Consider the following 21337-nt stretch of genomic DNA (forward strand, 5'->3'; position numbering starts at 1 on the left):
CGGCGGCTCGAAGGTCTTCGTGAGCGAACGACAAAACGAATCCTTCCTACAGGACCCTACGTTTGCCGTTCCGAAAAAGTTACTGAATTCTTATGAAATTGCGCTGCCGCGGCTCAACGCCGCAAGTCTTCATTTTTTCGTGTGCCGATGTCATCCAGGAAGGCGACCACCGCGGCGTTGAAATCAGCCGGCCGCTGCAGCGGCGCGAAATGGCCGACGCCTTTGAGATAGATTATCTCGGCGTTCGGAATGCTGCGGGCAAGATATTCGGCATGGTCGGGCTTGATGAATTCGTCGTGCTCGCCAAGCACGATCGCGACCGGCACGCGGATCAGGCCCAAGTCGGCGGCCTGATAGTTCGGCTCCGTCCGCATCATCAGGCTGACCGCCTCGACGAAGGCATTGAAATCGTCCGGAGTGGCGGACAATGCGGCATAATCCCTGGCATGACGGCTGAAGCAACGGTCGATGACCGGGGTCGGGACGAATTCCCGCGTGCCGCTCGGATCCATGTTGCAGGCGAAGAAAAAGACACCCTCGACACGGGACGGCGCCGTCATGGCGAGAATCAGAGCGATGCAGGCGCCGTCGCTCCAGCCGACGATCGCCGCCTTGTCGAGATGCAGCTCATCCATGACGGCGAGCACGTCTGAAGCCATCAGCTCATAAGTATAGGGACGGTCATCGCGGCTGCTTCTTCCATGGCCGCGGCTGTCGATCAGCACGACGCGGCGGCCGCTGCGCAAGAGTGCCGGGACCTGATAGCCCCAGTTGCCGCTGTTGCCGAGGCCACCATGCAGCAGGATGACAGGAGGGCCGGCGCCGTAACTTGCGTACCAGATACGGGCACCGTCATGCGCGACATGACCGTCGACCGCTGCCGGCGGCAACGGAGCGGCGCCGTGCGCTTCGAAATGGATGAGCTCGCCGTCGTCAAATTCCATAGCGATCAGTCTCATTGGCGTCGCAGCATAGAAAAACCGGAAAACAGCCCAAGAACAACCGGAATCGCTTTCTAGCACTTGCTCGTCGATACAACCAGAGGGGGATCAACTTTGGGCAGGAAGCTCTTCTATTGTGCGGCGGCAATCGCCGTCGCCGCGGCGGGCATCTACCTCAACAATACCAGCCTGCTGGCGCAACATCGGCCGGGAAAACCGGTGCTGCTTGCGCATCGCGGCATCGCACAGCGGTTCGACGAGACCGATCTCAAGAACGACACCTGCACGGCGAGCCGCATGCTGGCGCCGAAACACGGCTATCTCGAAAACACGCTTCCGTCGATGCAGGCAGGCTTTGCGGCCGGCGCCGATATCATCGAGATCGACGTGCATCCGACGACGGACGGGCAGTTCGCAGTTTTTCACGACTGGACGCTCGATTGCCGCACCGACGGCCATGGCGTCACCCGCGAGCATTCGATGGCCGACATGAAGAGGCTCGACATCGGCTATGGTTATAACGCCGATGACGGCAAGACTTTTCCCTTTCGCGGCCGGGGCGTCGGCATGATGCCAACCCTAGCCGAGGTACTCTCGACCTTTCCGGATCGGCGCTTCCTCATCAACGTCAAGAGCCGCGATCCCTCCGAGGGCAAAAAGCTCGCCACCGTGCTCAACGGGCTTTCCACTGAGCGGCGGGCCGAGATCATCGTCTATGGCGGTGACGAGCCGATCGACGTGCTCCGCCGGCTCGTGCCCGATATCAAGACCGCCTCGCGCAAGAGCCTGAAGGGCTGCCTCACCGGCTATATCGGCTATGGCTGGACCGGCCTGCTGCCGAACGAGTGCAAACATGCGATGATGCTGGTACCGATCAATATCGCGCCATGGCTCTGGGGCTGGCCGGATCGTTTTCTCAACCGGATGGCAGATGCCGGGACCGAGGTTTTCGTGCTCGGCCCCTATCGCGGCAGCGATTTTTCCACCGGCATCGACGACCCCGCGCAACTGGCGCGGCTGCCGCCAAACTATGCGGCGGGCATATGGACGAACGAGATCGAGGCGATCGGCAAGCTTGTAAAATAGAGCTCAGAGGCTCCGCGCCCGCAGCAATGCCGGGATCTCCTCCGGGGAGACCGGTTTAGAGAAGCGGTAGCCTTGCGCCTCTTCGCAGTGCGCCTGGCGCAGGAAATCCATCTGAGCGTCGGTCTCGACGCCTTCGGCGAGAACCGAGAGCTTCAGCGTCCGCGCCAGCGAGATGACTGCCGAGGCGATGGCGACGGCGGTTTTGTCACCCGGCAGCGCCTCGACCAGCGAGCGGTCCATTTTCAGGCGATCGAAGGGGAAGGTCTTCAGCGCCGCCAGACTGGAATAGCCGGAGCCGAAATCGTCGATCGACAGGCGGACGCCCAGCCCCCGCAGCGTTTCCATCATGGCGAGCGCGCGTTCGGCATCCTGCATCACCACGCTTTCGGTGACTTCAAGCTCCAGCCAGCGGGACTGCAGGCGGTGGCGCTCCAGCGCTTCAGTGACATGGGTTGCGAAATCCGGATCGGCGAACTGCTTGGCAGAGACGTTGACGGCGATCGTCAGCGGCGTCAGGCCCATGTCCTGCCAGAGGCGTGCCTGGCGGCAGGCCTCGTTCAGCACCCACAGACCGAGGGAAACGATAAGGCCGGTCTCTTCGGCAAGCGGTATGAAATTAACCGGCGGCACCCTGCCCTTTGCCGGATGGTTCCAGCGCACCAGCGCCTCCAGCCCGGTGATGCGGCCGGTGGAGACATCGACCTGCGGCTGGTATTGCAGGAACAACTGCTGGCCAGTGATCGCCTGGTGCAGCTCCCCCTGCTCGCCGAGTGGCATTCCCACAGGCGTGCCGCCGCCATCGTGATGTTGCAATGTATTGCGACCGAGCTCCTTGGCGCGGTACATGGCGCGGTCGGCATTGGCGAGAAGCTCTTCCGAGGTCGCTCCATCGAAGGGGAAGGCGGCAACGCCAATGCTGGAGGTGACGGTGATCTCGCCGTCCGCGCCGCGGATCGGCCGGTTGATCGCCTTTTGCAGATCGCGAAGGCGGCGCGTGATGCCGGCATCGTGGCTCGACTGGTGGACCAGCACGACGAGGAATTCGTCGCCGCCGAGACGCACCACCATATCGGACGCCCTGACGCTGTTGGCCATGCGGGCGGCGATCTCTTTGAGAACCTCGTCGCCGGCGGCGTGGCCGCGGCCGTCGTTGATGTCCTTGAAATTGTCGAGATCGATATAGGCGACGGTCACCTTGCGGTTGTTGCGCCGGGCCTGGTCGAGAATGCTCGCCAGCCGTTCCTTCAGGAAAGCGCGGTTCGGCAGGCCCGTCAGATCGTCATGATGGGCCATGAAATGAATGCGGTCATCGACACGCTTGCGTTCGATGGCGATGCCGGCGATATGGGTGGCGAGCGCCACCAGCGTCATTTCTTGCTCGGTGGGACGGCGGACTTCCCTGGAATAGAGCGCAAACGTGCCGAGCACATTGTTCTGCGATGTGGCGATCGGCGTCGACCAGCAGGAGCGGAAGCCGAACGGCGCGATCAACGCGCGAAAATCCTCCCAGAGCGGATCGCTCATCACGTCGTCGACGATCACGGTCTGACCGCGCCACGCGGCGGTGCCGCAGGAGCCGACCTTGGGCCCGATCGTGACACCATCGATGAGGCGGCTGTAGCCGCCGGGCAGATTGGGAGAGGCACCGTGATAGAGCCTCGTGCCCTCGCCGTCGAGCAGCAGCACCGATCCGTCAATCCCATCCAGCTGCGCCTCGATCATCAGTACGAGCGCCTCGAGGATCATCGGCAACGGCTCGTTGCGGGCGATCATTTCGAGCAGGCTCGCCTGGCCGCGATGCAGATCCTCCTGGCGCTTGCGTTCAGTGATATCACGGGAAACACCGATCAGACCAAGGATCTCGCCGCGATCGTTGCGCAGTGGTATCTTCGAGGTCAGTCGGCAAATCGGCCTTCTGCTGCCGGGAAGGACGTAGGATTCCTCCATGTCGATGCGGGCTTGGCCCGTCGCCATGATCTGCTGCTCGATGTCGAAATGGCGGCACGCCGTCTCGAAATCGAACAGGTCGAAATCGCGCTTGCCGGTGATCAGTGCAGCGCTCTCCAAGCCAAGGCTGCTGGCGGTGACGGCGTTGGCGAAGACGAAGCGGCTGTCACGATCCTTGACGTAGAGGAAATCCGGAAGTTCGTGGAGGATCGCCTTGAGGCGCAGGTTCTCGATGCCCTCGGAAAGCTGGTGGGCGGTCGATGCCATCATTGCCTCCGTCGCGGCGACGATGCGTCGCGTTTCGGCCGTCAGGGCATCGGTTGATTCCCATCGCCTGGCAGCCAATTCGTGCATGATGCTATTCCCCCTGCGGCCGAAGGCCGTTTCCCGCACTCGCCATAGAATTTCCCTTAAAAGTAGTCCTCATTTCCTTCGGCTTGCTTAAATGAAAGAGTGAACAAGAGGACAATAAAAGCGGCGAGATCCTGCTGTCAGCCTCGGTCATAAACGGCTATTTCATCGGCCTTTGCCCAGCTTGCGCCGAAAAAACACATGCCCGCCTGGCACGTTTCCTGCTACGGACGCGTTGGAACAAGAGATCCCGGGATGCCCTCACGCCGCGACATGCTTCTCTTTCTTGCCGCCTCGGCCGTTGCGGGAGCGGCATCGCGCGCGCTTGCCTCGCCGCTGACGGCGACCGCTCAGCCCGATCTGCGCGGGGCAATCGACGGGGTGGAATATCGCGCCATTCCCGAAAGCGGCGACCGCAAGACCCGCAACCTGCAGCAGATGATCGAGCAGGCGGCGCGCGAGAACGTACCGGTCTTCCTGCCGCCCGGTACCTACCGGGTCTCCAATCTCACTTTGCCGGATAATACGCGTATCACTGGCGTGCCCGGCGCCTCCCGGATCGTCTATACCGGCGAAGGCCATCTGTTTGCGGCCGAGAACGTGCGGCGGATCGAGCTTTCCAATCTCGTCATCGACGGCGGCAACCGCTGGCTTGGCGACTATGCCGGCGGGCTGTTGCAATTTACCGGCGTCGACGAGGTGCTGATCGACAATTGCGAGATCGGCGGCAGCCGCAAGCACGGCCTGCAACTGGAGCGCTGCGGCGGGCGGATCGAGCGCAGCCGCATTTCGGGGGCCGGCCAATCCGGGCTTTACGCGGTGGACTCCACCACCCTCTCGGTCACCGGCAACACGGTCTCGGATTGCGGCAATGGCGGCATCCTCGTACATCGCTGGAAGAAGGCGGAGGACGGCACCGTTGTCTCCGGCAACCGGATAACCAACATCCGCGCCAATGATGGCGGCACCGGGCAAAACGGTAACGGCATCAACATCTTCCGCTCCGACGGGGTGATGGTGGCGAACAACCACATCTCCGACTGCGCCTTCACGGCGATCCGCGCCAATTCGGCCTCGGACATTCAGATCAGCAGCAACCAGTGCCGGCGTTCCGGCGAGACGGCGATCTATGTCGAATTCGCCTTCGAAGGCGCCGTCGTTTCCGCCAACATGATCGACGGGGCGGCAAACGGCATTTCGATCGCCAATTTCGACGAGGGTGGCCGGCTGGCGAGCGTCACCGGCAATGTCGTGCGCAACCTGACGCTGAAGGGACCTTACAAGCACGAAGTCGGTTTCGGCATCGGCATTGCGGCGGAGGCCGATACGCTGATTTCGGGAAATGTGATCGAAGGCGCGCCGCGCTGGGGCCTGCAGATCGGCTGGGGTCCGTATCTGCGCAACGTCGTTGTGACGGGCAACGTGGTGCGCAAGGCGCCTGTGGGATGCGCCGTCTCGGTCGCCGATGGCGCCGGGACCGCCGTCATCACCGATAATGTTTTCCAGGAGACCGCCGAAGGCGCGGTTTTAGGCTTTCAGTGGGAGAAGAAGGTCTCCGGCGAGATGGCGGGCGGCGGTTCGCCCTATGCGCAGTTGACCGTCGAGAGAAACCGCATTTCCTGAAGGCCATCAAAAGCTTTCATCATCCCATCAGCCACAAGGACTTTTCCCACGCCGATCCGCCATTTACGCTCTCCCGGACACATCGAGGGGATATGGGCATGCTGACAATCTACGGAGTTTATCGCTCGCGCGCCTCCCGCGTCTATTGGATGGCGGAGGAGCTTGGGGTCGAATTCCGCTCGGTGCCGGTGCTGCAAGCACGGCGGCTGGCGGATCCGCTAGCGCCCGGGGCGCCGCTCAACACGCAGTCGTCGGAATTCATCGCCGTCAACCCGATGGCGCAGATCCCCAGCATTCGGGATGGCGATCTCGTCATGCACGAGTCGCTGGCGATCAATCTTTATCTCGCGCGTCGATATGGCGGACCGCTTTCCGGCCAAACCGTCGAGGAAGACGGATTGCTGACTATGTGGACGGTCTGGGCGGCTTCGCAGGTCGAGCCGCTTACGGTGAAGATCGTGCTGACCTATGATAACGGGCTCGAAAACAGCGAAGAGGGCAAGCAGACGATCGCGGTTTCCTGCCGCTCGCTGCGCAGGCCGCTGGCGGTTCTCGAAGGCCATCTTGCCGGCCGGCAATGGATCGTCGGCGACCGCTTCACCGTCGCCGATCTCAACCTCGCCGAGGTGTTGCGCTACGCCCAGACCGAGGAGGCGCTTTTCCAAACGCATCCGAATATCAAAGCCTGGATCGAGCGCTGCCAGTCCCGCCCGGCCTACAAGGAGATGCAGGCGACCCGCGGCAAGGAGCCGATCGAGGTTTGAGGGCTACTGGAAGAGCGTGAGCGTGCCGGCCATTTCCTCGCGGATCCAGGCCTTGAAATCCTTGACCTTCTTCGGTTCGCGCGTGCCTTCAGCAGTGACGAAGTAATGACCGAAGCCGGTCGGCGCGCGAATGCCGAAAGGGGCGGCGAGCCGGCCTTCAGCAAGAGCAAAGGCGGCAAGGGTCTGCCAGGCGAGCATGACGCCCTGGCCGGCGATCGCCGCATCGAGGCAGAGCGAGGCATCGTTGAAGACGTGACGGGTCGAAAGCGTAGCACCTGATAGTCCGACCTCACGCATCCAGACCTCCCAGGTGAACATGGCATGGCCATCGATGATGGCAGGCAGTTGAAGGATATCGGCGGGCTCTTTCAATGTCGCCGCCATCTCCGGGGAACAGACGGGAAAGACCTCCTGTGCCAGCAGCAGTTCGGCCTTCACGTCAGGCCATTTGCCGCTGCCGACGCGGATCCCGATATCGACGTCGCAAAGCGCCGGATTGACGAGATTGGTGGTTGCATCCAGCCGCAGCTTGATGTCTGGATGGCGCCCGGCGAAGCGATCGAGCCGATAGACGAGCCAGCGGGCGGCGAAAACCGGGGCCACCGAGATCGTCAGGATCGAATCGTCCCTGCGGCTCGCGATCGACACCGCCGCCGAAAGACGGGCGAACCCCTCGTCGAGCGCGAGCAGCACCGGCCGGCCGGCTTCGGTGGCGATCATGCCCCTGGCGGTGCGCTCGAAGATCACCTGGCCGAGCTGGGCTTCGGCCTTGATAACCTGCTGACTGACGGCGCCGACCGAGACGCCGAGTTCGTCGGCGGCGGCCTGGAGCGAGCCGAGACGGCCGACGGCTTCCAGCGCGCGCAGGCCGTTGAGATGGACCATATTCAGGTTCTTCATATAGTTTTTCTATAGCGCCGCCGCATTAATCTCAATTGAAAATCTGCCTGTTGAGGCCGACATTGCAAGCATAGCCAATCCATTCGAACATGCAGTCTGCGGGAGATGCGATGGTTCAGAGGGCGTTAGCCACTGCACTATCTGTTCCGCGCCATTGAGAAAGCGAGGCATGCCATGTCGTTGCTGAAGTTTTTCTTGAGACCAGTTCTTCCTGTGGGCACCGCGGAAATTGGCGATGCTCCCGCCTGGAAGGACGATCCGCTCCGGCATCCTGAGGTCGAACGCATGTCGCTGCGCGAGATCGCCGATCTGCCGCTCGGGATGCCAGCCGGCTTTCCCAAAGAGGCCAAACCGCCGCTGGCGAAATGCGCCTGAAGATATGGTAGGTTCGCCCTGGCAGAAAGGGCGGAACCATGGCCTGTGATGTCGATGCGATCTTCGAACGTCTGAAGCGGCTGGCGGCGGAAGCCGGGTTGCCCGATGTCGAGGAGAGCACCTCCTATGGCAGTCCGGCACTGAAAGTCGGCGGCAAGAGCTTTGTCGCGGTGAAGAATGCCGAGACGATCGTGATCTCGATTTCGCTCGACGACAAGGATCACCTGCTGGAGATGGCGCCCGACGTCTATTTTCAAACCGATCATTATGTCGGCTGGCCGCATCTGCCGGTACGCGCCGCCGTGATCGGCGACGAGGAATTGCGGCTGCGGCTGGTCGGCGCCTGGCTGTTCCGGGCGCCGAAGAAGCTTGCCGCCGGATTTAAGGATCAGACCCGATCGTAGGCCAGCGCCCGCTGCACGGCGGGACGCTGCAGCATGCGGGCGTGATGGTCGCTTGCCTTTTCGAACCGGGCGGGATCGACGCCATCCGACGGCAGCCAGTCGGTCATCACGAAGAGATAGGGATCGGCGAGCGAATAGGCTTCGCCCATCACCCATGGGCCTTCAAACATGGTCTGCTCGATCAGCGTGAAACAATCGGCCATATTCCCAGGCACCTTGGACTTCATCGCCTCGATTGCCAGCGGCTCGTCCGCCCAGCGCGAGCCGCGCGGACGATGGGCATGGTTCACATGCACGGTCGAGCAGATATAACTGTTGAAGGACTGGAGCCTGGCAAATTCGAAAGGATCGTCAAGCGGCGCCAGCTTCGCGGCCGGCGCGCTCTGGGCGATATAGGCCAGGATCGCCGGCGTTTCCGTCAGCACGCCATAATCGGTGACCAATGCCGGCACCCGGCCCTTCGGGTTGATCTTCAAATAGTCCGGCGAACGCTGCTCGCCATCGCGGAGGCTGATCTTCTTGACTTCGAAGGCCAGGCCGGATTCTTCCAGGGCAATAAGGCTTGCGAGTGCGCAGGTTCCCGGCGCGTAGTACAATGTCAGCATGGTTCTCGACTCCCTTTCGGCAAGGGTTATAGCGTAGGGGTCGGTGCGCCGGAACTGGGGAGATTGGGTTTTGATCGTCCATGGCACACTAGGACAAGTGGGGTGCGTTGGGCGCGAGCGAAGGGCAATGAATGGTGTGGCGTGTGGCCCCCTCATCCGCCTGCCGGCACCTTCTCCCCGCTGGGGAGAAGAGATTCGTGGCAGCACCTCACTTCCTCTGAAAGCGTCTGTTGCGGAAACGAGGGCGATCGGCTTGCTCCCTCTTCTCCCCAGCGGGGAGAAGGTGGCCCGAAGGGTCGGTTGAGGGGGTGAGCGGCAAAGCCGCGAATGCGCTGAGCGTAAGCGAAGGGCAAAGCGCGGGCGCAGCAATCCGCTCAACCGCAGCCCGGAACGTCTTCCAGCCGGTGCCAGACCGGGATACCGCGTTCCCTGGCGATGCGGACGTCGTTGTCGGCCCCCTTGGAATCGCCGGGTAAGCGCAGCACACCCTCGCAGAGCTGCAGCAGCCGGCCGGCGACCGGGTGGAAGATCTCTTCGTAGAGCGCGTCGCCGACCGACCGGCCGCCGGCGGCGTGCCAGATCGGCAGCGCCACCCATTCGCCGATCATCGGCACATGGCCGGCCTCAAATAGCGCGTGCGAAGGCGCTTCCAGCCGCTTCAGGTTGGCGGCCATCTTTTCCGGGTCGTCGCCCGTTCCGGACCGATAGGGCCCGGCAATCAAAATCAACATGATCCACTCCTTCGCTCCGCTTCTGCGTGAGCACTCCCGGCCTCATGCACGGGATTTCGTGAAAATGCACGATATTTCTTGAATGTCGAGTCATTTCGTGCAATATCGGGCTATTATGTTTGATTTCGTGCAGAGAACCGATGCTGACAACCCAACGCAAGACCCTCATCCTCGACATCCTGCGCCGTGACGGCCAGGTGATCGCCAAGCGCGTGGCCGAGGATTTCGCCCTTTCGGAGGACACGATCCGCCGGGACCTCAGGGAAATGGCGGCGGAGGGGCTGTTGAAACGGGTGCATGGCGGGGCGATGCCGCTGGTGCCTGATTTGCCTGACTTTACCGCACGGCGCAGTGTCTCGTCTGAGATCAAGGCGCGGCTCGGGGCAGCGGCGGCGGCGATGGTCAAGCCCGGTCAGATGATCTTCCTCGACGGCGGCACGACGACGGCGGAGATCGCCAAGCAACTGCCGCGCGATATGCCGCTGACGGTTGCGACCCACAGCCCGACGATCGCCGCCGAGCTCGAACACCACCCGACGGCCGAGGTGATCCTCACCGGCGGACGGCTTTACAAACATTCGATGGTGGCAACGGGGGCAGCGGCTATGGCGGCGATCTCGCAGCTGCGCCCCGACCTGTTCTTCCTCGGGGTGACGGCCGCCCATCCAGTGCACGGGCTTTCCACTGGCGATTTCGAGGAAGCGGCGATCAAGCGGCACATCGCGCGCTGCGCGGCCGAAACGCACGTGCTGCTGACCGAGGAGAAGTTCGACCTCGTCTCGCCCTGCCCCGTGCTTGGCATTTCCGAGGTGGCGGGGCTGATCGTGCCGGCGGAGATGACGGCCGAACAGCTGAAACCCTATCGCGATCTCAACGGCGTGATCGCCGCAGCATGATGGTGCTGCGGGAGGGCTGCGGCACAGCAGCATGCGGCAGAAGGCTAGCGGCAAGGGCCGCGATAAAGGTTGCCAATACGGCATAGGTCGGCGCCATGCTGCCGGTTCCAAAAGTCAGCACCGTCTGCAGATACGGCTGCGCCAGCGCGATGACGACGGAAAGTGCCGGCATGTCGAGCAGCGTCCCGGCGATCCGCGACAGTTCCGGCATGAAGGCCACGCCGGCAAGCGCGCCGTAGACCGCCGTCAGGCGGAGTGTGAGGCGCAACGGCACCGACGCTGCAAGCGGGTGCGTGTCTCCGTCCTCGATGACAATCACGAGATAGGCGACGAAAGCTGCCAGAAACAACGAGGCGATGGGCAGCGCCGCCAGCGTGTCGAGTTGCGTCAGAACCCTTGCGTCCGCCGCCAGGAAGAAGAGGATCGGCGTCGAGGCAATGAACCAGATGGCGACGATCGGCCCCCAGAACCAGATGAGCGAGAGCGTGTGAAGACGGAGCAGGGTCGCCATGAAGAGTATGCCGATCGCAGCCCAGATGCAGGCGGGTTTGAGCACGCCCGATATCAGCCGGAGAACCGGCTCGCAGGTGCCGGCCATATCGCCGCAGCCGGACAGTTGGATCGTGAGCCAGGTGATATAATCGAGGCTCAACGTGGCGAACATGAAGATGCCGATGCCTATCAGCATCCACCAGAGATAGCGGCCTGCAAACATGCCCTGCCCCCATGGCTTCCAGGACTGTGCTCACGTCGCCGCGAAAGGGTGCATCCGCGATCGCAGGACGTACCCTTTTATATTAGGTAATTCTTATTTTTCTAATAACTTATATATGCCAGTTCGCACTCACCCGACCAAGGCGGAGGTGACCCTGACATCGCCGACATGGATGCCGTTCCAATTGCGCATCGGCGTTGAGGCATAGGCCATCAGGCCCGCATGCACCTCATCGTCCATCTCGAAGAAACGGGCGAGTGTCGCCGCCACCATGGCTTCGGCGGCGCGGGTCATGCCATCCTCGCATTTGAGAGCGATGGCAATGCCCTTTTCCGGGATCGCGGCGCAGAAGACGCCTTCGGCACCTGTCTTGCAGAAGATACGGCCGGGGGCGATCTGCATCAGCGCCGTGCAGGCGCGGCCGGACCCCGCGACATAGAAGGGCTCGGCCATACAGGCCTCGATCAGCCGGCGGCATGCCTTGGCGCGCAAGGGTTCCAGACCAATGCCAGTCGTCATTTTGGCAAAACCGTGGGCAAGGCTGCGCAGCGGCACGGCATAGGTCGGGATAGAACAGCCGTCGGTGCCGCAGCTATCGGCGCCAAGCACGGCGCCTGTCAGGCTTTCCATCGCCGCGCGGATCTCGACCTGCAGCGGGTGCTGATAGCCAACGTAACCCTTCGGATCGAGGTCCTGATGGCAGCAGGCGCAGATGAAACCGGCATGTTTTCCCGAGCAATTGTTGTGCAGCGCGGTCGGCGCCTCGAGCGTCCGGGCCTGCTGGATCAGGATCTTCTGGCTCATCGACCAGTGGGCGCCGCATTCCAGCGCTTGGGCATCGCGACCCGCGCGCGTCAGCATGGAGTGGGCCAGCGCCACATGCTCGTCCTCGCCATTATGCGAGGCGCAGGCCAGCGCCAATTCCTTGTCACCGAAGCCATAGGCATCGGCCGCACCACTCTCGACCAGCGACAGCGCCTGCATCGCCTTGCAGGACGAACGCGGGAAAATGGCGGCCTCGATGTCACCCAGCGAGAAGACGAGCTTGCCGTCGCCATCGACCACAGCCACCGCGCCGCGATGACGACTTTCGACGAGCAGGCCGCGGGTGACTTCGACGGTGACGGGATTGGTCATGAGCTTTTATCCGGATGCTGGCGGGAAGAGGCAGCCATAACGCGTCACGCGGGGAAAGCCAACGGGGTTGACGTTTTGCAAGGCTTAGGCTTAGGCTTAGGCGCATGCGCGAGTGCCCGCCAGATGGAGCACCGGGTCGATATGTGGCTGGACGTCACCCCACTCTCCGTCATCCTCGGCCTTGTGCCGAGGATCCATGCCCGGTGCTGATGGATGCCAGCGTAGATCCTCGGGTCAAGCCCGAGGATGACGGAGGGTGGGGTGAGCCTCGCTGCGAGCTCGTTCGGCAATCACATCGTCCAAATATTCATCACATAAATTGACCGAAGCGATCGGAAACTATCGTTTCTCTGATAGGTCAGATGCAGCTAAGAGTGGTGCATCAGGAATCGATCCCCATGCCATCCACCTTTTCCTTGATCCTTCGCGATAACAGGATCCGTATTCCGACCGTGACACTCGTCGCGCTCGCCTTCACCTATGCGTCGACCGCGCCCTACCAGTCGATCATCGGGATCAATGAACTCGGCTTGAGCAATGGCGCCTATTCGGCGCTGGTGTTCTTCTCGGCAATCGTCAACGTTACGACGAGCCTGACGCTCGGCATCTGGTCGGACAGGCTGAAAGAGCGCCGGCCGCTGGTGCTCGGGCTTTCCGTCGCCGGCATGCTCGGCTTCGGGTCGATCGCGATCTTTCATAGCCCCGTGATCTTCATCTTCTCGACGCTGTTGCTGGTGCCGATGAGCAATTCTACCTATTCGCTGCTGTTCGCCAGCTTGCGCGCCAGGACCAACCAGATGGACCGCGGCCAGGGGGCGGCGATCACCGCAACGGTGCGGGCACTCTTTTCCGGCTCATGGGCGCTGGCGCCGGGGTTGATCGGCCTCTATCTCGTCAGTTCGCCGTCGATGACGCCGGCCTATGGGATCGCGGCATTGGCAAGCTGCACCTGCTTCTGCCTGTATTTTTTCTTCGCACCCGGAAATGGCTCAGGCGGCCCTGCCCCCGATCCAGCCGGCTTCCTTGCTTCGCTAAAGCGGATTTTCGTGCCGCATGTGCTGTCGCGCGTCATCGTCATGGCGATGCTGTTCGGGCTGCAGCGGCTGAACAGCATGCTCCTGCCGCTGATCATCACCCATGCGGCCGGCGGCACCGTGGTCGATGTCGGCTTCATGGCCGGCTTGACCGCCTTGCTCGAAATGCCGTTCATGATGGCGTGGGGCTTTGCGCAGCGCCGCTTCCGAACGGTGCATGTGCTCGCCTTTGGCGCGTTGATCTATTGCGTCTATCTGCTGCTGCTCGGTTTTGCTTCCGCGCCCTGGCACATCTATGCACTCCTCCTCTTCAATGCCTGCGGGGCGGCAGCGATCCTCAGCGTGCCGATCACCTATCTGCAGGACCTGATCGCGGACCGGCCGGGGCTTGGAACCTCGCTGATCTCGCTGAACACGTTCATTGGGGTTGGCATCAGCGCCGGCCTCTTCGCCTTCGGCACCGCAATCACCGATTATTCCGGCACCGCTTTCGTCGGCGCGGCCGCGGGTCTCGCATCGATTGGAGTGCTGCTCTATCTCGAAAGCAGCCGCCGGCAGGCGCGGCAGCTGGCGTGAACTGCAAGCCGCTTGCGAGCGATACGGTCACGCGGCGGGGAGGTGTTCCGCGGCGCTTGAGACACAACTCGGCCCAGGAGATTGCCGAAACCGGCCCCTCATCCGCCTGCCGGCACCTTCTCCCCGTAAACGGGGCGAAGGGACATTGTCGCGCCCTCTCCGTTCCCACCTCGCTCTCGCATGGCACGTCGCCTCTCCCCGTCAGAACGGGGAGAGGGTTAGGGTGACGGGCAGCCATTGGCACCAGCCGGCAGTAACTCGAGGCCGAGAATGACTGAGGGTGGGAAGCTACTGGATGGGCGACATTGCATCACGACGCCTCAATGCGGCTTAATGCGATAGGCGCAGCGGCGGGCGCCGAGGAGGATGTGTTCGCTGCGCTCGAGATCGGCGCCGAGGACGGCGCGGAAGGTTTCGAGTTCGGAGCGGCAGAAGCCGGCGCAGGCGGTGGCGGCGGCGCAGATCGGGCAGTGGTTTTCGACCAGCATGAAGGAGCCGTCGGCCTCCTGCCACTGATCGGCCATATAGCCCTCGCGGGTGCGGATCGCGGCAAGGGCCTCGACGCGCGAGGCGAGGTCATGCGCCTTGCCGAGCTCCTGCCGATAGCGCTGCAGCGTCTCGGCCTCGCGGGCGGAGATCACGGTATCGAGGGCTGCGGGGCCGAGCTGTTCGACGAGCGTGCCGAGGAGATTTGCCGTCAGCTCGGCATGGCCATCCGGGAACTGGTGGTTGCCGCTGGCTGTGAGGTGCCAGAGCTGACGCGGCCGGCCCCGGCCCGCGGCGGCAACGGTGACCGGCTCCACCAGGCCCTCCTCCGCCATCTTCGACAACTGCTGGCGGGCAGCTTCGCCTGATATGCCGAGCGCATCGCCGATCGCGGCGGCAAGCTGCGGGCCGTCGGTCTTTATCAGGATCAGGATCCGGTTGGCTGGGGACTGACGCATATTTTCCAAGTCAAGTCTTGTTTAATTCGAGGCGGCATGTAATTTTCCAATTTATAACTTGGAAAATAATCCTTCGCCAGCAAAAATCTCGGGGTCCTCCCATGTCGAATCTCGACCAGACAGCAGCCATCCCGAACCCCAGCTCCGTTTTCCGCCTCTTCCTGCCCGAGCACCTGCCGGCAACCTTGATGCTGGCCGGCGGCGTGACGCTTTATGCGGTGGAGAGTTACATCATGGCGACGATCGCGCCTTCGATCGTGCGCGATATCGGCGGCCTCGCGCTGTTTTCCTGGGTCACCAGCCTGTTCGTCGCCGCCGCGGTGCTCGGCTCGATCTTCGTCGCCATGCGGCCGCGCGGGATCGGACTTCGCTCCGTCTATGTGATCGCAGCACTGGTCTTCGGCGTCGGCAGCCTGATTGCCGCAGCCGCACCGTCGATGCCGGTGGTGCTGATCGGACGCGCGGTGCAGGGTCTGGGAACAGGCGCGCTTGCAGCACTCGGCTATGCCTTCATCCGCTTCGTTTATCCCGAGCCGCTATGGCCGAAGGCCTCGACGCTCTATGCGGCGATCTGGGGGGTCTCGACCGTCATCGGGCCGACGCTCGGTGGATTCTTCTCTTCGGGTCACGCCTGGCGCTATGCTTTCATCGTGCTCGTGCCGCTCGGCCTTCTGATGGCGTTCCTGGCGCCGCGGCTTCTGCCCGAGGTCGAGGACGACCGCGAGCAGAAGAAGACCCCGATTGCCCAGATCGGACTGCTGCTTGCCGCCGTGCTGATGGTGAGCGCGGCCGGCGCGATCGAGACGACGGGCGCGAAAATCGCTTTGATCGCGGCCTCGGTCGTCGCGGTCGCCGGCATGCTCTTCATCGAGGGCCGAAGCCCGAACCGGCTCTTGCCGTCCGGCGCCGTCAGCCTTTCCCGGCCGATTGCACGTGTCTATCTGACGATGCTCGCCATGACCGTCGTGCTCGTCAGCGACGTCTTCATTCCCTATTTCCTGCAGACCCTGCATAGGGTGGCGCCACTCCTGTCGGGCTATTTGGTGGCGCTCGTTGCCCTCGGCTGGACATTCGCTGCCTTCCTCAGCGGCTCGCTGACCGGCAGACGGGCCTATTGGGCAATCGTCATTGGCGCCCTCATCGAAGCGGCGGCGACCGCTTGCCTCGCCGTCTTCCTGGCCAAGGACAATCCCGAGGGGCATATGCTCCTCATCGTGCCGGCGGCGATCGGCATGCTCATGATGGGCTTCGGCATCGGGCTCGGCTGGGCGCATCTCGTCGCCATGGTGCTGAAACTCGTCGCCGACAACGAGAAGGACAAGGCTTCTGCCGCGATCCCGACGATGAGTTCGCTCGGCGGCGCCTTCGGTGCGGCCTTTGCGGGCGTCATCGCCAATGGCGCCGGCCTCGTCGAGCCCGGCGGCATATCAGGCGCGCTGTCGGCGGCGCACTGGCTTTATCTATTGATGGCGCTGCCCGGTGTTCTTGCCGTCGGCATCTCGCTAACGCTCACCCAACGCGCAGCATGATCTTGCCGACATGGCTGCCGTCTTCCAGCAGCCGGTGGGCTTCGACGACCTCGTCGAAGGCAAAGACCTTGTGAATGACGGGGGCGACGGTGCCGGCGGCGAGCAGCGGCCAGACCTCGGAGAGCAGATCGTCGCGAATGGCGCGTTTTTCTTCCGCCGTGCGCGGCCGCATGGTGGAGCCGGTGACCGTCAGGCGCTTGACCATGATCGGCGAGAGATCGACCTTTTCGGCCATCGCGCCGCCAAGGAAGGCGATGATCGACAGGCAGCCGTCCCTCGCCAGTGAGGCGATGTTGCGCTCGAAATAGGCCGCGCCGATCATGTCGAGGATGATATCGACGCCGTGGCCGGTCTCGGCCTTGATCACCTCGGCGAAATCTTCGGTCCGGTAGTTGATCGCGCGTTTGGCGCCAAGCTTTTCGCAAGCCTCGCATTTCTCCTTCGAGCCCGCCGTCGCGTAGACCTCGGCACCGAAGGCGCGGGCGAGCTGGATCGCCGTCGTGCCGATGCCGCTGGAACCGCCATGGATCAGCACCGTCTCGCCTTCCGTCAGCCCGGCCATCTGGAAGAGGTTGGCCCAGACGGTAAAGAAGGTCTCAGGCAAAGCTGCCGCCTTCACCGCATCATAACCCTTGGGAAAGGGCAGGATCTGGCCTGCCGGCAACAGGCAATATTCGGCATAGGCGCCGCCATTGGCGAGCCCGCAGACCTTGTCGCCGACGGCATGGCCGCGGACGCCGGGGCCGACGGCAACGATTTCGCCCGACAATTCCAGGCCGAGGATCGGGCTCGCATCCTTAGGCGCGGGATAGCTGCCCTGGCGCTGGGCAATATCGGGGCGGTTGACGCCGATCGCCTCGGCGCGCACCAGGACCTCTCCGTCACGAGGCACAGGCAGCGGCCTCTTGCCGATTACCATCACCTCCGGTCCGCCGAAGGACGGCAGATCGACGAAACGCATATCCTGAGGCAAAGGCATGACCGGCTCCTCCCTAATCGGAAGCAACCGGAATAAATCAGCCCCGCAGGCTTGGGAAGGCACGATGTGGCAAAGGCGTCAATTCGCCTCGCCCAGCAAATGGAAGACGAGACCTTCCTCGCTGTCCTTGGCGGCCGATTTGATGATGGCGATCTCGGCGCTGACGCGGTTGATATCGTCGATGACGAGGCCTCCCGGCAGTTCGATGACGCCGATCGAGCAGCGCATCAGCGGGAATAAAGCTTCAACACCGGTGCGGTCGTGACCGAGGATGCGGCCGGCGGCGCGGTCCTCGTCGGAATAGAGATCGCGCACGTCGTCGTGGAAATCGCTGATCAGCCGGTCGAGGATCTCCGTCAGTTCCTCCTTGGTCCAGCCGACGATGCCGATGAAGAAATCGTCGCCGCCGACATGGCCGAGGAAATGGCGCTCGGCGAAGAAATAGCGGCGCATCAGCGCGGCAAACAGCGAGATTGCGTGGTCGCCGAGATGGAAGCCATAGGCATCGTTGAACGGCTTGAAATTGTCGAAGTCGCAATAGCAAAAGTGGCGGAGCTCATCGCCGTCGCGGCCGGACTGACGCATGAAATCGCGGATGGCGCGATTGCCCGGCAGGCCGGTCAGCGGGTTCTGGTCCTGTGCGGTCTTCAGCTGTTTCTCGTTGATGACCTTGATCAGCGAGGCGGCGGAGACGACGCCGGCATAACGCATATTGTCGGTCAAGATCAGGCAGTTGCTGCCATCCATATTGGCGAAGATCGCCATCAGCTGTTCGGCGTCGCTGTCGAGGCCGACGATCGGCGCCATCTCGACGAAATGCGAGATGCTGCGCTCATACATCTTGTTCTTCAGGAGATCGCGGCCGAAAGGCTGGTAGATATATTCCTTGAGGTGATGCTCGTGGATGATGCCGCGCGGCTCGTCATTGGCATTGAGGACAGGAAAGAAGGCCTGGCGCGGATTGCGGCGGAAGAGTTCGAAGACGTTGTCGATGCTGTCATTCTCGTAGACCGTCGGCAGCAGCTCGATCTGCTTGCGGATGAGGATTTCGTCGAGCGACTGACTGCCCCGCTTGCTCTTGCCGAGCTCCTGCAGATGCGGGAAGGACGGCGCCAGCTCCGATATATGCGTTGTCGGACGGGCGATGAACCAGCCCTGGACGAGGTCGACGCCATATTCGCGGCAGGCGATGAATTCGGCCTCGGTCTCGATGCCTTCGGCGACGACGCGTGTGCCGAGCACGTGGGCAATGTTGACGATGCTTTTCAAGAGATGACGCTTGCGCGGGCTGCGGTCAATCTCGGCGACGAAATGACGATCGATTTTGAGATAATCGACGGGATAGTCGCAGAGCAGCTTTATCTCGCCATTGCCGACGCCGAAATCGTCGATCGCCAGCTTGAAACCAGCCTTGCGCAACCTGGAAACCAGGCCGGAAAATTCCGGCACGCTGGTATTGTCGAAACGCTCGGAGAATTCGAAGCAGACGGAGGATGGCGGAATATTGGCCTTGCGCAGGTGTTGCAGCAGGGTCTCGACCAGGCTTTCGCCATGCGGGATGAGCCGGACATCGAGATTGAGGAACAGCGTCGAGGTGGAGAAATTCGACAGCGTCGCGAATTTGGCGAGAGCGCGGCTGGCGACCATCTGTTCGAGCTGCAGCAGCTGGCCCAGCTGATGGGCTTCATCAAGGATTTCGACCGGCGTATCATAGCCGATGCGGTCCTGCCCGCGCATCAGGGATTCGTAGCCGAAGACCGTGCCGGTGCCGGCCTCGACGATCGGCTGGAAGGCGTTCTCGACCACGAGCTTGGCAAGGGTTACGATCTGATCGCTGGCGTAGCGGCGCAGGACATCCGGCGCGACGGTGGCAGCCAAAGACATCCCGGTTTTCATTGGGGCTGATCTCCACTGTGACTTGTTCTTTTTCGTCCGGAACATGCCGCAGAAGGGTCAATGAACTCTTTCGCCAGTGTGAAAGTTTTATGAAACGGGCAAGGGCGCCCTACGCGCTCCGCGTTTATTCATTTTTCCAATGCAATCAGATGCTTGCTCAGGCGGAGCGACGGCGCTCCGCCTCGTGATCGGCGAACATGTCGGCGACGCATCTGCCGCCGGATGGAGCGTCGTCGTCTAGCATATCGTCCCGGAACTCATTGAGCTTGCGGGCGGTATCCCAGAGACGAAGCGCCTCGCGAACGACCTCGCTGCTCGAGGCATAGCCGCCATTGTCGACGGCGGCGCGGATGCCCGCTGCCTGTTGCGGAGAGATGGAAACGGTGACCATCGGCATGAACTTCCTCCCTTTTCTGATCAGGCAGAACCCTGTCTCTGGGGGATGCATGACCATCTTCAGCATTCTCGGCGATCTCGCCGGTGCCTTGGTGCATTCGCACATCGGACCGTCCGCGTGCTGGGATCGGCCCATAACCCCTTAAGTCTAATCCCCTGTCCTAGTCTTGTCAAAAAAGAACGGGTCTTGTCAAAAAAGAACGGCCAGCGGCATCAGTTTCAACTGCGGATGCCGAGGCCGAAGGCGATCATCGTCGAACCCTGGACGATGAGATCGGCGGCCAGGAACAGACCGAGGATCCAGAGGCTGTTCACCGGCCAGCCGAGCGCGATGACGAAACCCGCAAGGGCGGTGATGACGCCGCTTGCGACGATCCAGCGCCAACGCTTGACCGGCTTCATGCGCATGCCGACCCAGGTGCGGAAGACGCCGGCGATGACCAGTGCGAGCGAGAGAAACAGCGTCAGCGCCGCCGAAGTGAGGATCGGATTGACGAAGGCGCAGATGCCGGCGAGCACGTAGAGCAGGCCGCTCAGCATCCAGAACAGAACATGATCCCAGCCACGCACCTGGAAGGCATGGACGAGATAGATCACGCCGCCGAACAGCATCAGCATGCCGACATAATAGACCGAGACGACGGTGGCGAGCATCAGATTGCCGAGCGCGATCAGGCCGCAGACGAGCAGCAGCACGCCGAGACCGGCGAACCAGATCCATTTCGACTGCAGCGAAGATGTCGGTGTTCCCTCGAAGACATCGGCCATGACGCACCTCCTGTTGGATTCAACATATGCTGCAGCAATTTTTCAGGAAAAGATCTGCGCTGAATCAAATCAAGAAAGATTTTTATTGATTGATCAGTCAATCAAAAATAACCTGCTCCTGATTTCAAGGAGTGGTCTGTTGCCGAAAGTCGGAATGGAGCCGGTGCGCCGCAAGGCGCTTGTCGACGCGGCGCTGCGGGTGATCGGCGATCACGGCTCGCTTGCCGTCACGATGTCCGATATCGCTCGGCAGGCCGGCGTATCGGCAGCCCTGGCGCATCATTATTTCGGCAGCAAAGAGCAACTGCTGATCGAGACGATCCGCTCGCTTCTGAGACAGCTGCGCAGCGACACGCTGGCGGCGCTTAAGGCCGCCAGAACGCCGCGCGCGCGGCTTTCGGCCATCATCCGCGTCAGCTTCCACGCCGACCAATTCGCGCCGGACACGATTGCCGCCTGGCTTGCCTTTTACGCCGAAGCGCAGCGCTCGGAAGAGACCCGCCGCTTCCTGGTGATCTATGCCAGGCGGCTGCGTTCCAATCTGCTGGCCGATCTCAAGGCGCTGCTGCCCGCTGACGCCGCAGAACGCATCGCAGAAGGCGCTGCGGCGATGATCGACGGGCTCTATATCAGGCAAAGTCTGAAATCCGCACCGATCGGCATTGAAGCCTCGATCGCACTGACGGAAGACTATCTGAATGCGCTTTTGGCCACCGCCTCCCCTCTCTCCCCGGAGGGAG

At 62.4% G+C, this 21337-nt stretch carries 20 protein-coding genes and 1 pseudogene; 9 read left to right on the top strand and 12 right to left on the bottom strand.

All coding sequences use genetic code 11. The annotated features are described in order from the left end of the window. Nucleotides 1-113: 113 nt before the first annotated feature. Nucleotides 114-944: an alpha/beta fold hydrolase gene (locus ACS4RR_RS19445; protein WP_456189158.1), complete on the bottom strand. Its 831-nt coding sequence runs from the start codon at nucleotides 942-944 to the stop codon at nucleotides 114-116. Nucleotides 945-1055: 111 nt separating this feature from the next. Between ACS4RR_RS19445 and ACS4RR_RS19450 the strand changes: the two genes are divergently transcribed. After that, complete coding sequence (locus ACS4RR_RS19450) at nucleotides 1056-2027, top strand: glycerophosphodiester phosphodiesterase family protein (protein WP_260110439.1); 972 nt, start codon at nucleotides 1056-1058, stop codon at nucleotides 2025-2027. Nucleotides 2028-2030: 3 nt separating this feature from the next. Here the strand turns inward: ACS4RR_RS19450 and ACS4RR_RS19455 are convergent, their stop codons facing one another. Then, the gene (locus ACS4RR_RS19455) at nucleotides 2031-4328 is read right to left on the bottom strand and encodes a sensor domain-containing protein (RefSeq protein ID WP_456189159.1); all 2298 of its coding nucleotides are present in this window, start codon (nucleotides 4326-4328) and stop codon (nucleotides 2031-2033) included. A gap of 252 nt (nucleotides 4329-4580) precedes the next feature. Between ACS4RR_RS19455 and ACS4RR_RS19460 the strand changes: the two genes are divergently transcribed. Then, on the top strand, nucleotides 4581-5948 hold the full coding sequence (locus ACS4RR_RS19460) for a TIGR03808 family TAT-translocated repetitive protein (RefSeq protein ID WP_222386151.1): 1368 nt from the start codon (nucleotides 4581-4583) through the stop codon (nucleotides 5946-5948). 98 nt (nucleotides 5949-6046) lie between these two features. Further along, entirely contained in the window at nucleotides 6047-6712 is a 666-nt protein-coding gene (locus tag ACS4RR_RS19465) for a glutathione S-transferase family protein (protein WP_222386150.1), read from the top strand. 3 nt (nucleotides 6713-6715) lie between these two features. Here ACS4RR_RS19465 and ACS4RR_RS19470 read toward each other — a convergent pair whose 3' ends face one another. Continuing rightward, the gene (locus tag ACS4RR_RS19470) at nucleotides 6716-7612 is read right to left on the bottom strand and encodes a LysR substrate-binding domain-containing protein (RefSeq protein WP_456189160.1); all 897 of its coding nucleotides are present in this window, start codon (nucleotides 7610-7612) and stop codon (nucleotides 6716-6718) included. Nucleotides 7613-7786: 174 nt separating this feature from the next. On the opposite strand from ACS4RR_RS19470, the gene ACS4RR_RS19475 reads away from it, so the two are divergent. Continuing rightward, complete coding sequence (locus tag ACS4RR_RS19475; RefSeq protein ID WP_017963445.1) at nucleotides 7787-7987, top strand: hypothetical protein; 201 nt, start codon at nucleotides 7787-7789, stop codon at nucleotides 7985-7987. A gap of 38 nt (nucleotides 7988-8025) precedes the next feature. Continuing rightward, complete coding sequence (locus ACS4RR_RS19480) at nucleotides 8026-8391, top strand: MmcQ/YjbR family DNA-binding protein (RefSeq protein ID WP_222386148.1); 366 nt, start codon at nucleotides 8026-8028, stop codon at nucleotides 8389-8391. On the opposite strand, the gene ACS4RR_RS19485 is transcribed toward ACS4RR_RS19480, so the two are convergent. Together ACS4RR_RS19485 and ACS4RR_RS19490 are read right to left on the bottom strand one after the other, a co-directional pair. Then, the gene (locus ACS4RR_RS19485) at nucleotides 8376-8996 is read right to left on the bottom strand and encodes a glutathione S-transferase family protein (protein WP_222386147.1); all 621 of its coding nucleotides are present in this window, start codon (nucleotides 8994-8996) and stop codon (nucleotides 8376-8378) included. The genes ACS4RR_RS19480 and ACS4RR_RS19485 overlap by 16 nt on opposite strands. A 374-nt stretch (nucleotides 8997-9370) precedes the next feature. Further along, the gene (locus ACS4RR_RS19490) at nucleotides 9371-9727 is read right to left on the bottom strand and encodes a hypothetical protein (RefSeq protein ID WP_003546432.1); all 357 of its coding nucleotides are present in this window, start codon (nucleotides 9725-9727) and stop codon (nucleotides 9371-9373) included. 140 nt (nucleotides 9728-9867) lie between these two features. On the opposite strand from ACS4RR_RS19490, the gene ACS4RR_RS19495 reads away from it, so the two are divergent. Beyond that, nucleotides 9868-10623: a DeoR/GlpR family DNA-binding transcription regulator gene (locus ACS4RR_RS19495; RefSeq protein ID WP_456189161.1), complete on the top strand. Its 756-nt coding sequence runs from the start codon at nucleotides 9868-9870 to the stop codon at nucleotides 10621-10623. On the opposite strand, the gene ACS4RR_RS19500 is transcribed toward ACS4RR_RS19495, so the two are convergent. Further along, a complete protein-coding gene (locus ACS4RR_RS19500) occupies nucleotides 10598-11338 on the bottom strand; it encodes a hypothetical protein (RefSeq protein WP_456189162.1) in 741 nt (246 codons plus the stop codon). The two genes, ACS4RR_RS19495 and ACS4RR_RS19500, sit on opposite strands and share 26 nt — an antisense overlap. A 129-nt stretch (nucleotides 11339-11467) precedes the next feature. Next, entirely contained in the window at nucleotides 11468-12475 is a 1008-nt protein-coding gene (locus ACS4RR_RS19505; protein WP_222386144.1) for an asparaginase, read from the bottom strand. A gap of 398 nt (nucleotides 12476-12873) precedes the next feature. On the opposite strand from ACS4RR_RS19505, the gene ACS4RR_RS19510 reads away from it, so the two are divergent. Further along, a complete protein-coding gene (locus ACS4RR_RS19510) occupies nucleotides 12874-14085 on the top strand; it encodes an MFS transporter (protein ID WP_222386143.1) in 1212 nt (403 codons plus the stop codon). A 320-nt stretch (nucleotides 14086-14405) separates the two neighbouring features. Here the strand turns inward: ACS4RR_RS19510 and ACS4RR_RS19515 are convergent, their stop codons facing one another. After that, a complete protein-coding gene (locus ACS4RR_RS19515) occupies nucleotides 14406-15029 on the bottom strand; it encodes a helix-turn-helix transcriptional regulator (RefSeq protein WP_260298357.1) in 624 nt (207 codons plus the stop codon). Nucleotides 15030-15130: 101 nt separating this feature from the next. Here ACS4RR_RS19515 and ACS4RR_RS19520 point away from each other — a divergent pair, with 101 nt between their 5' ends. Next, nucleotides 15131-16558: an MFS transporter gene (locus ACS4RR_RS19520; protein ID WP_456189163.1), complete on the top strand. Its 1428-nt coding sequence runs from the start codon at nucleotides 15131-15133 to the stop codon at nucleotides 16556-16558. Here ACS4RR_RS19520 and ACS4RR_RS19525 read toward each other — a convergent pair. The 4 genes from ACS4RR_RS19525 to ACS4RR_RS19540 all read right to left on the bottom strand — a co-directional run bounded on the left by ACS4RR_RS19525 (nucleotide 16539) and on the right by ACS4RR_RS19540 (nucleotide 20597). Then, nucleotides 16539-17537, bottom strand: a complete 999-nt coding sequence (locus tag ACS4RR_RS19525; RefSeq protein WP_456189164.1) for an NAD(P)H-quinone oxidoreductase — start codon at nucleotides 17535-17537, stop codon at nucleotides 16539-16541. The two genes, ACS4RR_RS19520 and ACS4RR_RS19525, sit on opposite strands and share 20 nt — an antisense overlap. Before the next feature lie 78 nt (nucleotides 17538-17615). Then, complete coding sequence (locus ACS4RR_RS19530) at nucleotides 17616-19478, bottom strand: GGDEF domain-containing protein (RefSeq protein ID WP_456189165.1); 1863 nt, start codon at nucleotides 19476-19478, stop codon at nucleotides 17616-17618. 112 nt (nucleotides 19479-19590) lie between these two features. Further along, nucleotides 19591-19830 (bottom strand): ribbon-helix-helix domain-containing protein, encoded by a 240-nt coding sequence (locus tag ACS4RR_RS19535; protein ID WP_017963432.1) that lies wholly within the window; start codon nucleotides 19828-19830, stop codon nucleotides 19591-19593. A 218-nt stretch (nucleotides 19831-20048) separates the two neighbouring features. Further along, on the bottom strand, nucleotides 20049-20597 hold the full coding sequence (locus ACS4RR_RS19540; RefSeq protein ID WP_456189166.1) for an HdeD family acid-resistance protein: 549 nt from the start codon (nucleotides 20595-20597) through the stop codon (nucleotides 20049-20051). Nucleotides 20598-20751: 154 nt separating this feature from the next. On the opposite strand from ACS4RR_RS19540, the pseudogene betI reads away from it, so the two are divergent. Beyond that, nucleotides 20752-21255: pseudogene (gene betI / locus ACS4RR_RS19545) on the top strand (transcriptional regulator BetI); the annotation flags it as partial. Between the last annotated feature and the right edge of the window lie 82 nt (nucleotides 21256-21337).

Origin of the sequence: Rhizobium zaerense (genome assembly GCF_051810725.1) — a bacterium.
In the GTDB taxonomy this organism is placed as follows: Bacteria; Pseudomonadota; Alphaproteobacteria; order Rhizobiales; family Rhizobiaceae; genus Rhizobium; species Rhizobium leguminosarum_I.